Annotated in this window: 14 protein-coding genes; all 14 read left to right on the top strand. The window is 37.8% G+C overall.

Annotation, left to right across the window (positions count from 1 at the left end):
• The first annotated feature begins 254 nt into the window (after positions 1-254).
• The 14 genes from ABRT01_RS16970 (at position 255) to ABRT01_RS16905 (ending at position 13481) form a co-directional block, all read left to right on the top strand.
• Positions 255-707 carry a hypothetical protein gene (locus ABRT01_RS16970; RefSeq protein ID WP_367748818.1) on the top strand — a complete coding sequence of 151 codons (453 nt, stop codon included), beginning with the start codon at positions 255-257 and terminating at the stop codon, positions 705-707.
• Positions 708-748: 41 nt separating this feature from the next.
• Entirely contained in the window at positions 749-973 is a 225-nt protein-coding gene (locus ABRT01_RS16965; protein ID WP_367748815.1) for a DUF4176 domain-containing protein, read from the top strand.
• Positions 974-1089: 116 nt separating this feature from the next.
• Positions 1090-1422 carry a hypothetical protein gene (locus ABRT01_RS16960; RefSeq protein ID WP_367748812.1) on the top strand — a complete coding sequence of 111 codons (333 nt, stop codon included), beginning with the start codon at positions 1090-1092 and terminating at the stop codon, positions 1420-1422.
• Between the two features lie 649 nt (positions 1423-2071).
• Positions 2072-2422: an FAD-binding oxidoreductase gene (locus ABRT01_RS16955; protein WP_367748809.1), complete on the top strand. Its 351-nt coding sequence runs from the start codon at positions 2072-2074 to the stop codon at positions 2420-2422.
• 88 nt (positions 2423-2510) lie between these two features.
• Positions 2511-3440 carry a GntR family transcriptional regulator YhfZ gene (gene yhfZ / locus ABRT01_RS16950; RefSeq protein ID WP_367748806.1) on the top strand — a complete coding sequence of 310 codons (930 nt, stop codon included), beginning with the start codon at positions 2511-2513 and terminating at the stop codon, positions 3438-3440.
• Positions 3441-3533: 93 nt separating this feature from the next.
• Positions 3534-4409 (top strand): phosphotriesterase family protein, encoded by an 876-nt coding sequence (locus ABRT01_RS16945; RefSeq protein WP_367748803.1) that lies wholly within the window; start codon positions 3534-3536, stop codon positions 4407-4409.
• A 9-nt stretch (positions 4410-4418) separates the two neighbouring features.
• Positions 4419-5519, top strand: a complete 1101-nt coding sequence (locus ABRT01_RS16940; RefSeq protein ID WP_367748800.1) for an aminotransferase class V-fold PLP-dependent enzyme — start codon at positions 4419-4421, stop codon at positions 5517-5519.
• Positions 5520-5542: 23 nt separating this feature from the next.
• Positions 5543-6757, top strand: a complete 1215-nt coding sequence (locus ABRT01_RS16935) for a phosphopentomutase (RefSeq protein ID WP_367748797.1) — start codon at positions 5543-5545, stop codon at positions 6755-6757.
• A gap of 14 nt (positions 6758-6771) precedes the next feature.
• Positions 6772-7923: a YhfX family PLP-dependent enzyme gene (locus tag ABRT01_RS16930; protein WP_367748795.1), complete on the top strand. Its 1152-nt coding sequence runs from the start codon at positions 6772-6774 to the stop codon at positions 7921-7923.
• Positions 7924-8119: 196 nt separating this feature from the next.
• On the top strand, positions 8120-9199 hold the full coding sequence (locus tag ABRT01_RS16925) for a hypothetical protein (protein WP_367748792.1): 1080 nt from the start codon (positions 8120-8122) through the stop codon (positions 9197-9199).
• Positions 9200-9259: 60 nt separating this feature from the next.
• Positions 9260-9625: a PRD domain-containing protein gene (locus tag ABRT01_RS16920; protein ID WP_367748789.1), complete on the top strand. Its 366-nt coding sequence runs from the start codon at positions 9260-9262 to the stop codon at positions 9623-9625.
• A gap of 13 nt (positions 9626-9638) precedes the next feature.
• On the top strand, positions 9639-9998 hold the full coding sequence (locus tag ABRT01_RS16915; RefSeq protein ID WP_367748786.1) for a DUF2620 domain-containing protein: 360 nt from the start codon (positions 9639-9641) through the stop codon (positions 9996-9998).
• A gap of 19 nt (positions 9999-10017) precedes the next feature.
• Positions 10018-11310 (top strand): YhfT family protein, encoded by a 1293-nt coding sequence (locus ABRT01_RS16910; protein ID WP_367748783.1) that lies wholly within the window; start codon positions 10018-10020, stop codon positions 11308-11310.
• 752 nt (positions 11311-12062) lie between these two features.
• Complete coding sequence (locus tag ABRT01_RS16905) at positions 12063-13481, top strand: FIMAH domain-containing protein (protein WP_367748821.1); 1419 nt, start codon at positions 12063-12065, stop codon at positions 13479-13481.
• The last annotated feature ends 640 nt before the right edge of the window (positions 13482-14121 follow it).

Below are 14121 nucleotides of genomic sequence, written 5' to 3'. Positions count from 1 at the left end.
TTTGAGGATACCCTACCTCTTTTTTTCGTCTCAAATATTTTACACAAACTATTTTACGTCATCTACAAACAACCATCAAAGCAACAAAGAAAAGCATAGAAAGCATTAAGGAAAATTCAAATATAATTAAATCCTATAAAGATGAAGGTAAATATGAAGTAATAAAAGATAGTTTATCAAAGAGAAATAAGTTTATAATAGACAGAGATAAGGAGCTGGACAAAATAGAAGATACAAGAGTAGAACTAGACAATATGAATTCAGGTAAGAGAAGAAAAAATATTAAAACTACTTTAATAGAGTACTGCAAGGAGGCTTTCCATGCGGTTAACCTCGCTGAGGATGAAATAAAATTGAGAGATTTTGTTCAAGTATTAAGTAAGACCGGTAGTGAAAATCCCCGTATGATTTATGCTTATCACATAGCATTATATCTATATAATTTGGATAGGGGAGCAAACCCCTTTAACTTTTTAGTAATTGACACTCCTAATCAACAGGGTCAAGATGAGGATAATCTTAGAAATATTTTTTCAGCACTAAACAAGCTAAATAATCCTAAAGGACAAGTAATAATGGGAACAGAAAGAAAAACGGGTTATGAAGAAAAGGCTAATCTTATAAACTTAAAGGCTTTTAAAAAGAGTTTAAGTAAATCAGGTTATAATAACCATATAGAGCTACTTAAGAAGATTGAAAGTGAATAAATATCATACTGGTCATAGAACGGTCGATGCTAGTCTAATAATTGGACGTAGGCAATGGAGATTTTTATATCAGAAAATATGTCATTGTCATTTTATTATATAATTATATAGAGGGAGGAAATGAATTACTACCAATTGGTACAGTGGTAATACTTAACTTTATTGCACAAACTGTCATGATTTATGGTAGAAAACAACAAGCTAATAAATCAAAAATTTGGGATTATGTAGCGTGTCCTTACCCCCCAAGGACATATTCCCGATGAAACAAACGTTTTTTTAATCATGATCACATAAAAGATATCATATTCAAAGGGTTCGAATCGGAAGGAGAACAAATATTACGTCACAAGATTTCGGAAAAGAGTAGTGAAGGTAGGATATGAAAAAGCTTTTAATGTACCCTTTTAATGTAGCGATACAAGAACTCAAAAAGGATAATCAATTAAGAAAAACACAAAAATATAAGAGGTCAAACGTAAAACTTTTTCCCATCATGGCTTTTAGTTGTATGTTTCTATTCATTATTTCTTGCATGTATATTGGTATTTTGTATTTAGTTATTGTTTCCACTTTTTTAGATCCCAAAAGTTTTATTGCAGTACCTATGGAAATTCTTGTGACTTTGGTATTCACACTAACCTATACAAAAGTCTTTCCAAAAACAAAGAAAAATTATCTAAAAACTATGGGGCTATATAGTGAAGATAAATAGGATCTGATGTTAAAAAGTGATAAGGTTTTGCAACCACATTACAGTTACACCAGCCTGCCTGATAGTAGATAATGCTGCGGTTGGTAAAACTAGGGGGTGTTCCAAGTTAAGCCGCACTGTGGATGACAATTCGGTGCATCATGCGGCGTTATTCTATAAACGTAGACATAAAAAGGCAATACCAGTTTTAGCTGGTGGGTGACAGGTACTTGCCCAATTCTGAATTGTTTATGTACCTGGCATCTAAAGCTCACCCAAGAACATATTTCCGGCGAAACAAACGTTTTTTTAATCACAATCACATAAAAGATGTCATATTTTAAAGGATTTGAATCGGAGGAAGTGGAGAAGTCCAAACAAAAGGAAGATACTGTAGCTGAATGCACTTGAACGATGATCGTGTGTGTACCTCTAACTTTTCGACTTTTGACGGTTATTAGTTCAGAAAGTATGATGGCACGGATTTCAAACTTTTTACCTTGAAAAACCAACTGAAAGCATTTACAATATAAAAGTACAAAATATTGTATTCTGTTTTATGAAGGTGAATAATATATTTGTATAAACCAAGGAGGATGTTGCATGAAACTAGAAGATATTATCCAAGATAAAAATCGCCTTTATATCAAAGAAGAAATACCAGAGGTTTGTGCCAATAAATAAATTTGCCGAAATGATTAGTTATACAAAAGAGTTACAGGAAAAGCATGGATTAAGGGTGTTAAACTTTGGACATGCCGGGGATGGTAATATCCATACGGTATTAATGAAAGAGGATTTAGATGAAGCTACATGGCTAGCAAAAAGGAAAGATTTATTGGATGATCTTTATCAAAAGGTAGAAGAATTAGGTGGATTGCCTTCTGCAGAACATGGAATAGGCATCGTCAAGAAGGGTTACCTTGAGAAAATGTTAAGTTCAGTTGAAATAGACTTCATGCGAAAAATAAAACATGCCATTGACCCGGAAAACCGATTTAACCAAGGGAAACTATTTTAGACTCATTGGAGCGCATCAAACCATTGATTTCTCCTTTGTAAACGCTTATAATATACAAAAAATAGTATATTGATTTGAGGTATAAGCGATGATGTGGGAAAAATTATATTCAAAAAATGGATTGACAGCTAAGAACATTGCAAAAGAACTATTAGAATTAGAGATTGGGGAAAAGATTCCACGCGTAGCGGATTATAGTAAAAAATTATCTATGGGCAGAGGAACTGTGCAAATTGCCCTTGGGTTATTAGAAGAGTTAAAAGCGATAAGGTTGGAAGCACGCGGACATCTTGGAACGTTCCTAGTCGATAAAGATATCGAGTTATTACAAGAAATTGCTGGTATTTCACCATTAGTTGGTTCTATGCCACTTCCGTATTCCAGAAAGTACGAGGGATTGGCAACTGGAATGGTAGAAGCATTTGAACTAGCTGGTAAGGCGATTAATTTATCTTTTATGCGTGGCGGGTTAAATCGGATAGAAGCCGTTCGTACTAAACGAAGTGATTTTGCGATTGTATCGAAAATGACAGCCGAAAGAAGTTTAATAAAATATCCCAATTTAATGGTGATGAAAAGATTGGGCACAAATAGTTATGTATCTGCTCATAAAATTTTCCTGGCAGATGCACAGGATTCTCGCATTAGAAGTAAAATGAAAATCGGTGTTGATATGGATTCCCCAGACCAAAAAGAATTAACTTTTAGTGAGTTTCAAGGAATGGACGTAGAGTATGTCTATATTAATTATATGCAGCTATTTGATATGCTCGAAGCAAAAAAAATAGATGCTGCCGTTTGGAGCATGGATGATAAACGGATTATACAAACCTTCCATTCTATTGACTTTAAGTCTCCAGTGGCTAAACAAATCTCTGGAAATACCTCAGAAGCGGTTATTGTTATTGATCGTGATCGTAAGAAGGAATTAGAAGAAAAATGGGGATCCGTTGCAATAGAGGATATTCTTTCTATTCAAGAGCGTGTTGAAGCCGGTGAAAAAATACCAAGGTATTAATCTATACTGCAAGAAAAAGTTGTTAAGTTAGTGGCCGCTTTCCTATTAAAGGAGCTTCTTGTGCGAAATTAAAACAGAAGAGAGTGGAATTTCATGTTAGTTGATGGAATGACGTATATGCACGAGCATACAACGATTGATCTGTCAGAGGTTAAGAATGATGAAGATTGTCAGTTAGATGTTTTCGCTGAAACTGTTAAGGAATATAAGAAATTGTATTCAAAGGGCGTTCGGAATGTTGTTGATGTAACAAACTCTGGTATGGGAAGGAACATCCCGTATGTTCAGAAGGTTGCAGAGGAAAGCGGCATCAACATTGTGTACGCGACGGGATTTTACCAGGATAAATTCTATCCTATCCAAGTTTTTCGGGAGACGAGAGAAGAATTGGCTGCACGCATGGTCCGTGAGATAAATACAGGTATAAAAGGAACAAATGTGAAAGCGGAAATTATTGGTGAAATCGGCACAAGTCATAATAAATGGACGGAAACGGAACGAAAGGTATTTGATGCGGTTGTGTTGGCCCATAAGGAAACGGGTAAGCCAATTACGACGCACACTTCTTTGGGTACACTTGGACATGAGCAGGTTGCATTTTTCAAAGAAAACGGTGTGGATTTAAACCGCGTCATTATCGGGCATGTTGATTTAACAGGCGATGCTGACTATATTATTCATATGATAAAAGAAGGTGCCTACGTAGAGTTCGATACTATTGGTAAGGAAAATTATATGCCAGATCAAGTACGCGCTGATATTTTGAAAAAAATTCAAGAGTTAGGCTATATTGACCACGTATTCCTTTCCATGGATATTACAAGGAAATCTCATCTTGAATATCAGGGTGGATTAGGTTATTCCTATTTATTGGATCAGTTTATTCCTCTTTTGGAACAAAGTGGGCTTACAGATGAATCAATTGATAAATTGCTAATAAAAAACCCAATCACATTTATGAAGGGATAAGGTGATGACATGGAAACAGCTCCACTTAAAAGCATCTCATTGGAAGAAGCGCAAGTTAGACAGTTCACCTTAGTAGATATTATCACAAAGCATTTCCGAGGAGATGAAATCTTATCACTTGGAGACTTGGGTGTTGTAAAAGGGCTAAACAAACCAAAATATACAAAGAAAGTAGAAGAGGTACTTGCTGAATTTTTTGGTGTGGAACGGGCTAAATTAGTTCGTGGCGCTGGGACGGGTGCACTACGCTTTGGATTTATGAGCTTTTTAAAACCAAATGACAAACTATTAGTTCACGACGCACCAATCTATCCAACGAGTAAAACAACGTTAGAATTCATGGGAGTCGTTCCGGTATATGCGGACTTCCACAATGTCGAGGTAATTAAACGAATAATGAAAGAAAACCCAGATATTAGAGGTGCACTAATCCAGCATACACGGCAAAAAATAGACGATCACTATGATTTGGCAGAGACAATCAGTGTAATTAAATCGGTGAATGACTCCTTGCCAATCATGACGGATGATAATTATGCCGCGATGAAAGTCGAATTGATTGGTGTACAGGCTGGTGCAGATTTGTCTACTTTTTCATTGTTCAAGTTATTAGGTCCAGAAGGTATTGGATTAATCTTGGGAAGAAGGGAACTCATTGAGCGGATAGAGAAATATAATTACTCTGGTGGTAGCCAGGTGCAAGGGTGTGAGGCATTGGAGGCACTAAGAGGACTTATTTATGCCCCTGTCATGCTGGCTATCCAAGCTAATGTGAATGAACAACTGGTAGAGCGGTTAAATAATGGAGAAGTTGCAGCGGTAAAAAAAGCCTTTTTAGCCAATGCCCAATCGAAAGTTTTATTAGTAGAATTAGCGGAACCAATTGCAGAGAAAGTTTTAGAACATGCCCTAGAACTTGGCGCTGCACCTAACCCGGTGGGGGCAGAATCTAAGTATGAATTTGTGCCAATGTTTTATCGCGTATCGGGAACATTTCTGGCTGCCGATCCTGGGCTGCAGAAAACCATGATTCGAATTAATCCACTACGCAGTGGTGCAGATACAATCATTCGGATTCTTTCTTCGGCTATTGCACAAGCAAAAAGATAGGCTTTATATATGGAGGAGACATCATGAGTAGAAGAGTAATCATTTTAATTTTGGATAGCTTAGGTGCTGGATATATGGAAGATGCAAAAGATTATCATCCACAGGATATAGGCGCAAACACATTCCGGCACATTATTGATACAGTTCCATCCCTGCACATTCCAACACTTGAAAAACTTGGAATTAATAAAGTTATTCATCATGCAACATTACAAACGTGCGAGACCCCGCTTGCTAGCTATGGTTGTTTAAATTTAATGCATCACGGTGCAGATAGCTTTGAGGGCCATAATGAAATCATGGGAAATAAACCGAAGAAAACTTACTTGGCACCATTTATTGATAATATGGAAGAGGTGAAGGCAGCCCTGGAAGAAGCAGGCTATAAGGTTAAGGTGCCTGATGAGAACTTGCCTTATCTATTGGTAAATGATCTTGTTATCGTTGCGGATAACATCGAAACAGATTATGGTCAAATTTATAATGTAAGTGCCCCGCTGGACTATATTCCATTTGAAGAGGTTCTGAAAATCGGTCAAGTTGTACGGGGTCATGTAAAAGTAAATCGCGTTATTGCACTTGGCGGTGAAAATGTGACACCAACGCATTTACAGGCATCGGTAGAAAGAAGAGAAGATGGTTTGGTTGGTGTAAACTCGCCGAAATCGAACGTATACAAGCAAGGTTACCAAGTACGGCATCTTGGTTTCGGCATTACGCCAGATTATCAGTTACCTACTATTGCTAAAAAAGCAGGACTTGAGGTTTCCCTTGTTGGAAAAATGCAGGACGTCATTTTTTGTGAAGAAGCTAGAAAATTCCCTGGCGTTGATACTGAAAAAGTAATGAAAGACATCATTAGTGAAATGGATCATGTACAACATGGGGTTATTGCTGCGACAGTACAAGAAACGGATTTAGCAGGACACGCTCAAGATGCAAAGCGTTATGCCAATCGAATTGAACTAGTCGACTATTATCTGCCGTCCATATTAGAAAAAATGACTGATGAGGATCTTCTCATCATGAGTGCTGATCATGGAAACGATCCAACAATTGGACACAATCAGCATACAAGGGAAAAGACCTATTTGCTGGCTTATCAAAAAAATGTTACGTCGGTTAATCTAGGAGTAAGGGAGACACTTTCAGATATCGCTGCTACAGGGGCAGACTTTTTAGGACTTAATAAAACCGAAAATGGTACTTCATTTCTTCCTTTAATACAGAGAAAATAGAAAGGAGAAAGGGAATGTTTTTAGACGCTACATTAAAACATAACAGAAATTTAATTGATGCTTCCATTCGGCTCCATCAACAAGGGCTAATTTCTCCAGACACCTATGTAATCGACTTGGATATGGTTCAAAAAAATGCTCAGGCTTTAGCAAGAGAAGCCAAAAAACAGGATATTGAACTATTTTTTATGACAAAGCAGATTGGTCGCAATACGTTAGTTGCCAGGACTATTGTGGAAGCTGGAATTGAAAAAGCAGTTGCTGTTGACCCTTGGGAAGCATTAACACTTTATAAACATGGCATTAAAATTGGTCATGTCGGCCATCTTGTGCAGATACCAAAGCACATGATTCGGGAACTATTAGATTTGGACCCGGATTATGTAACTGTTTTTAGCTACGAGAATGCACAAAATATCAGTAATGTTGCCTTAGGTATGGGGAAAAAGCAAAAAATATTTTTACGAATAGCAGATACCGAAGATTATATCTATGATGGACAAAAAGGTGGATTCACATTAAAAAAATTAGGCCAGGAAATTGATTTATTAATGCAGTTGCGTGGGGTTGAAATTGCTGGACTAACTAGCTTTCCTTGTATATTAATTGCAGAAGGGGAAGCAAAAGTAACTCCAAATGTAACATCAATGCAAAAGGCCAGAGAATTGTTAGAGAAGAAGGGATATCAAAATCTGGAAATGAACATGCCTAGTGCAACTTCAACTGCCACAATGAAGCTGTTAAAGGAAAATGAGGCGACGCAAGGTGAACCAGGACATGCTTTAACAGGTACAACTCCTTTACACGCATCTGGTGATTATCCTGAGAAGCCAGCGATGGTTTACGTTTCAGAAGTAGCCCACCTTTATGAAAATAAGGCACATGTTTTTGGCGGTGGATTTTATCCAAGATCCCGGATGGAAGGTGCACTAGTTGCTTCCGATAAAGGTGATATCAAAAGGGTTCCTGTGATTAAAAATGATCCGACTAACATCGATTATTATGGGACATTGGATACGGATAAGGTAACTGTTGGTGATACGGTCCTATATGCGTTCCGTACACAAATTTTCGTGACCAATGCACGGCTCGCGGTTGTTCGTAATTTAGATAAAGATCCGGTACTTTTGGGCATATACGATTCCACTGGTAATTTGATTCGATAATACTTTTCATCCGACTATAATGTTTCATGAATTCATTGTAAAAGGCATTGCAGAACAAAGAAAATTATTAAAAATGAATGAAAGATTTAAATTAGGATATTGAAAAAATATATGAAACCGTTATAATTACAATATACTATATTTTGTATAAAGTGATATTCATAGGAATTGATTGGAATTGGAGATGAGTCCACCTATGTCAATCATGGATATGAAAATAAAGCTAGCGTTTAGAGAGTTGGGTAAATCGGTCATAGAAGTTAATCCGAAGCTAAACGATGAAGTAGTGGATAAGAATTCGCAAATTTTATGTTTTGGAGTAAAGGATACAAATCAAATTCCGGATGAACTAATTGCTCGCTTAAGAAACCATCCTGATTTTGTTTGGTTAACAATAGATAAGTCTTCAAATAAGGGAAGGGCAATCGATACTGACTTGATTAATCCCCTAACTTATCGAATCATGACAGGTTCAACTAGTGGCGGACCTGTAAACATCTTGAAGGGATTAAATGATTTTGCAATCGGTACGGATGGAGGTGGTTCAGTTCTTGCTCCGGCCATGAGCTGTCAATTACCGTCTATTATCGGAGCTGGAATGGGATTATTTGTTAAACATAAAAAGATTTCTACCGATCAAATGGCGTTTACTGGCAGTGTCGGGGTTATTGCCAAGCATCTATCCATATTGAAAAAAGTAATGGAGAATTTACTGGATCAAAAGCTTTCTTCTGCGCCGAGAAAAATAATTCGTGTTGCTATTCCAAAGAAAGGAACAGTGATCACTCCTGATGGGTATGATATGCATGATAAAGTGATGAATCATTTGGCTTCAATTGATTGCGAGCAATACCATTTTGAGGAAGTGGATATGACAGGGATTGGGAATCGAAAGAATGGAATTGGACTTATAGATTCATGTTTTAGTAAGGATGACTTTGATTTAATCGTTACATGTGAGGGGCCTGTTGATGTTTATGGTTATGGGGAGACCATTCCTGAGTATTTTGGAAAGGTAGGACAGGATATTACCAAAAATCATGGAAAATTCCTAATTAGGTCCGCTAATATGAGTAAGACAACAGCTATTACCATCCCGACCAACATACTTGCAAGTGGATTAGTTGTAGTAGCTAGAGCTGGAATAGAACATTGTGAAATGGCTTTTGATTTAGCCAAGAAGCTAGATGAATCTATCAAACTACCGGAAGTATGGAGAAGGTACTTTGTAGAACAGGAACAGAAGTTTACTGGATTATCGTTTGAAACAAGCTAATGGCTGGAAGTTTTGAGATTCCAAGATGTTATATATAGGGTTAAACGTGGAGGGGTATAGGTGAATTTAGAAGAATTTAACCAACGATTACAAATACTGCTTGATCAAGATATTATCACGAACGAATCTCGTGATGTGGCAGTAAAAGCTTTTGAACAATTTATCAATGTGACCCATAAAACTGATATAGATCACGCAGAAATGCTGTTTACACACTTACCGATGGCGCTAACAAGAATGGAAATGGGTGAAAAGGTTGAGCCGCCGACAGCTGATCTTATGCGTGAGGTAGAAGAATTAGAGCATTTCCAATTGGCGAAGGAGCAAGTTACATCTATTGAGAAATTGTGGGGGAAACCTCTGCCACAAGGTGAAAAAGAGTATTTATATATGCATTATACAACTGTTTTAAATTCTAATTTATAAGGGAGGAAATATAATGAAGATTGTTATTGGTGGACAGGTGGAGAAAAAGGAAATTGAAAAATTAATTAAGGAGCTTGATCCGTCAATTGAAACCGTTGTCAAGTCTGACTTGGATGCGGCTATGGCTATCAAAACAGGGCAAGCGGATTATTACTTTGGTGCTTGTCATACTGGCGGTGGAGGGGCCTTAGCAATGGCTATTGCGATGATTGGTAGAAACCAATGTGAGACTGTATCCATGCCAGGAAAGAAACCGAAAGAGGAGAATGTGATAGAAGCGGTTAAAGCTGGTAAAAAGGCATTTGGTTTTACGGGTGACCATGTTGATGTAGCAGTTCCAATGATTTTGAATGCAATCAAGAACAACGTCTAAGAAAAGGGGAAACTAAGAGATGGAGACTTTATTTGTAATACTAATTGGTGCGGTGGCCGCTGTTTTAGCAAATAGAAATATTGCTGTATTTAATGACGGACTTCGACCAATCGTCTCGGAGCATATTGAAGGAAGTCTAAAACGTAGGGAGCTAGCCATCACTGCGTTTGCAATGAGTTTTGGACTTGTTATTGGATTTGGTATTCCATTCACATTATCAGCAAGTATTATTCTTATTCATAGTATATTATTGGGAACAGATATCATCGGGTTAGTTGTACCTAAAAATAAATGGGGTACCCCTGTTGCGGCGATAATTGGTGGTCTGTATGGTTGGGGGTTAATTGCCGGTCTTGATGGTTTCGTGAAGCTATTTGAACATTTACCGGTTAACTTCCTGGATCCACTTGGAGAGGTTGGAACCCCGGTTGTTGTTACGTTTATGGCCTTCCCTGCCTTAGCAGTAGCAATGCAGTTTGGTATTAAAAAAGGTATACTAACGTTTGCGGTTGCAGCAATTGTTAGACAGCTCGCAGTTTTTGTTAATACAGAAGGTTTATTGCATATCGGTGGTAATACAATTTCGTTGAACCAAGAAGGTATGGCTTTAATCGTTGGTATGATTTTCTTATTTGGATATGCTATGAAGGAAAAAGCAGAGCAAGGATCTTCTATCGACTTAGCAGCTGTTTTCAGTGATAAAGTAAATAAAATTAAGAAAAACGTTATTTTCTTTATGATAGTCGGTGCATTGATTGCAGGTGCTACTAACCTATTATTAATGGCTGGGGATCCAATTTCTCTTAACCTATTAGCTGAAGGTAAACAAACAGATGCAGGTATTACATCAATAGCAAGGGCAATTGGATTTATTCCGTTAGTTGCAAGTACAGCAATTGCAACTGGTGTGTATAGTCCAGTTGGTTTTACGCTCATTTTCGTTGTTGGTTTATTCTCTCCAAATGTTTGGTTAGCGGTAATCATTGGTGCTGTTGTTATCTTTGGTGAAGTTATGCTATTAAGCGCCATCGCTAAATTCCTAGATAAGTACCCTGGGGTTCGTAACTCTGGTGAAAACATCCGTAGTGCAATGACGAAATTACTTGAAGTTGCGCTACTAATTGGTGGAGCAAATGCTTCCAACTTGATTGCTCCTGGATTTGGTTTCTTCTTTATCGCAGGTTTCTATCTATTGAATGAAGCTGCTGGCCGTCCATTAGTGCGTATGGCTGTAGGTCCTATTGGCGCAATTGCAGTGGGTATTATTGCGAATATCTTAGTTGCGTTAGGGCTAATGGATATTCCGCAGTAATTGTTGTTAAAGATTAAATATATATTTTCATAGAATAGTAATCCCTTGATAAGTGAAGTGTTAATTTACTTATCAAGGGATTTTTATTATTTCATTAGAGAAGGGGGATAAGAGGTTTGCGACATTGCACAGGCGATGCGTTCTCGGATCAATGGGAACTCTTGAAAGGAAATGATGGTTAAGGTGAAACAGGATATCCTCTTCCATTAACAGCAGCGCTATAAGTATCCGGAAAAAATTAGATCAACTTCTACCTTGGTCGCCGACACTTCCAGAAGAATGTCGTGTCCTAAATAAATCTAAATAAAGCATATACCAAATCCCACCTGCATTAGTAGGACCTGCATTAGTAGGTGGGATTTATTTAACGCCTACAAAGAATATATTAGGTATGAAAAGGAATGTAATCTTGAGAAGAATAATTAAATGGCATAAAGGCTGCCGTAGTATCCAGTCTATTTATTACCCCCCCTTAATTAATCCGCGGTGTTGCTATCAAGTTCATTACTTTATCATGATAACCATAGGATAACAACAAATAATTTTTTTGCATATTTTATTAATTCTGTCTTTATCGCAACTTAAATGTTAAGATAATTATATAAACTTTTAGAAGGGGGAATTATCATCGGCAATTCAAAATTTACTACAGGGGGTATGGTAGGAAATATATTAGTAAATAAGTAATTTTAAAGTGATAGTTTGGTAGGATTTGTTCAATGTAAAATTACTGAATGGAGGTTTGAAAATTGATGAAAAGGAAGAAAAGTCCTTTGGCTGTATTCCTTTCAATATCAATGGCGGCAGGACTGGTGTTATCTGGGATTACTAGTTCCGAGGCGAAGGCCGATACGTCGTACAATCTCTCTCCGAAAGATAATGACAGAGACTGGATGACTTACGAGGAGCTAGGTCAAAATCTGGAACAAATTGAAAAGGAAAGCGACGGTAAAGTAAAACTCGGTACTATCGGGAAATCACGCCAAGGTCGTGAAATTTACTCCGCCCGTGTGGGAACCGGCGACAAGGTATTGCTGGTAGAAGGTAATATCCATGGTAATGAAAAAAGTGGCCCTGAAGCACTGGTGCAGATGCTTGAAGAACTTGGAACTAGTGACAGTGATCGAGCCAAGGCAGTACGTAAAGGGATTACAATCGTTGCTGTACCACGTTTAAATGTCGATGGTGCTGAGATACCCCAGCGGCAGAACATTTTTCCTTGGGATGACGTTGTTAAGACTTATCCACATCTAGAAGGTGCTAAACCGGCCTGGAACTATAGTGAAAGTAATAAAGGTTTTGATATCAACAGGGATTTTAATCCGGATTTGAACTATGAGCCGAAGAAAGCTGATTTGCCTGGTTCACAAGCCGATCCCGGGTTCTACCTGACGCCTGAGTCACGTAGTGTCAGGGATCTATTTTTGAAGTTACAAGATGAATTCGGTGAAGTGGGGGCCTTCGTTGATCTTCACCATATGGGTACCCCCAAACTCAATACAACAGGTGAGGATGTTACAGCATCAATAGACTATCCGGCACTAGGACCCGACAATAATCCGAAGTATGCCGACTGGCCGAATTTGGATCAAGATGAGTCTAGGCGTTATGCATTGGCTGCAGCTCTTGGTATGAAAGAATTCTCGAAACACGACGAGGAGACGGGAATAGCACGTTATATTCATCCTGAAAAACGCGACTATCCCGGACAAGCTAGGGACTCATTTGCGCTTAATGGCGTACCTACTGTTTTGTTTGAGATGCCTGGCCAACAACCTCAATATGGTTATGATCAGGAATTGGTAGATCGAGTGGAGAATGGGCTGTGGGGTATCACGACTCGTATGGCAGATGGTTCTGTAGATGATCTTAACGGAGACGACTTCTTCAGGCTACCCAAATATTGGGTCCCGAGTGCATCTGATATGAATACACTTGTTGAACGTTTTGAAAAAGATGGAGCGTTCAAGGACGATAAAGCCGTTCATTCCCTAAAGATGCATTTAACAGCTATAGGTCACTATGAAAAAGAAGGAAAAACAGAAAAAGTTATTAAACATATGAATGGCTTTAAATCGTTACTTGATCAACAGAAGGAAAAAGGGTTGATTTCTGAGGAGGCATATAAAAGGCTAAAGAGTGGTGCTGACGAATTAATTGAGTGGGCATAGAATAGGTTTTATAAAATTAAAGTTTGGATCCTTTTAGTAGGTTAGAACTTGTCAAAGGGCAAATTAATAAAGGGTGTTAGAAATCGTGAGAAAATGAATGAGATTATTTAGGAAAAAACTTTGGACAAATTGAAAAAATGGGCCAGATGCCGTGAAGCAAAAGGTTTGGATAGGTAAGGAAGGCGGTCGAATTTTGTAATACAATAGCACAATGGAACAATGAGACAATTTTGTGTAAACCCGAAAACACCGATAGAATGTCTTTATTTAACTTGATCGTCAATCCATCGTTTGATGATTCAGGTACACTTGAATGGCTTTAAGGAATTGTTAAAACATCAGGAGCACAAAAAATCGATTACGGAAACAACTTATAACACCCTGAATGTTAATGAAAATAAACTAATTGATGAATGGAAGTAAAAGTCTAACTGTGTCCTCTATGGCAAATTCTTGATTTGTCATAGAGGTTATTTTTTCGGCTAAGCGAGGTAAACTTGTCGGTTAATGATATTTGGCGGTTACTTTGATGATCATACTTATATTAGGTTTGATGGATGTTAGAATATGATTTGGAGGCTGGGACAAAACTCCAGTAAATAAAAATTAAGGCGTAGGAGCTTACACTAAAAAAAGTGTA

Origin of the sequence: Lentibacillus sp. L22 (genome assembly GCF_040812445.1) — a bacterium.
Taxonomy (GTDB): Bacteria; Bacillota; Bacilli; order Bacillales; family Amphibacillaceae; genus Lentibacillus_C; species Lentibacillus_C daqui.
Note: the sequence above shows the minus strand (reverse complement) of the source record. Positions and strands in the feature narration are given on the sequence as shown.

Coding starts and splice junctions, on each gene's coding strand:
- ABRT01_RS16940 (WP_367748800.1), top strand. CDS start 4,419: ATGGAAACAGCTCCACTTAAAAGCATCTCATTGGAAGAAGCGCAAGTT.
- ABRT01_RS16945 (WP_367748803.1), top strand. CDS start 3,534: ATGTTAGTTGATGGAATGACGTATATGCACGAGCATACAACGATTGAT.
- ABRT01_RS16930 (WP_367748795.1), top strand. CDS start 6,772: ATGTTTTTAGACGCTACATTAAAACATAACAGAAATTTAATTGATGCT.
- ABRT01_RS16905 (WP_367748821.1), top strand. CDS start 12,063: ATGAAAAGGAAGAAAAGTCCTTTGGCTGTATTCCTTTCAATATCAATG.
- ABRT01_RS16960 (WP_367748812.1), top strand. CDS start 1,090: ATGAAAAAGCTTTTAATGTACCCTTTTAATGTAGCGATACAAGAACTC.
- yhfZ (WP_367748806.1), top strand. CDS start 2,511: ATGATGTGGGAAAAATTATATTCAAAAAATGGATTGACAGCTAAGAAC.
- ABRT01_RS16970 (WP_367748818.1), top strand. CDS start 255: ATGAATTCAGGTAAGAGAAGAAAAAATATTAAAACTACTTTAATAGAG.
- ABRT01_RS16910 (WP_367748783.1), top strand. CDS start 10,018: ATGGAGACTTTATTTGTAATACTAATTGGTGCGGTGGCCGCTGTTTTA.
- ABRT01_RS16935 (WP_367748797.1), top strand. CDS start 5,543: ATGAGTAGAAGAGTAATCATTTTAATTTTGGATAGCTTAGGTGCTGGA.
- ABRT01_RS16925 (WP_367748792.1), top strand. CDS start 8,120: ATGTCAATCATGGATATGAAAATAAAGCTAGCGTTTAGAGAGTTGGGT.
- ABRT01_RS16915 (WP_367748786.1), top strand. CDS start 9,639: ATGAAGATTGTTATTGGTGGACAGGTGGAGAAAAAGGAAATTGAAAAA.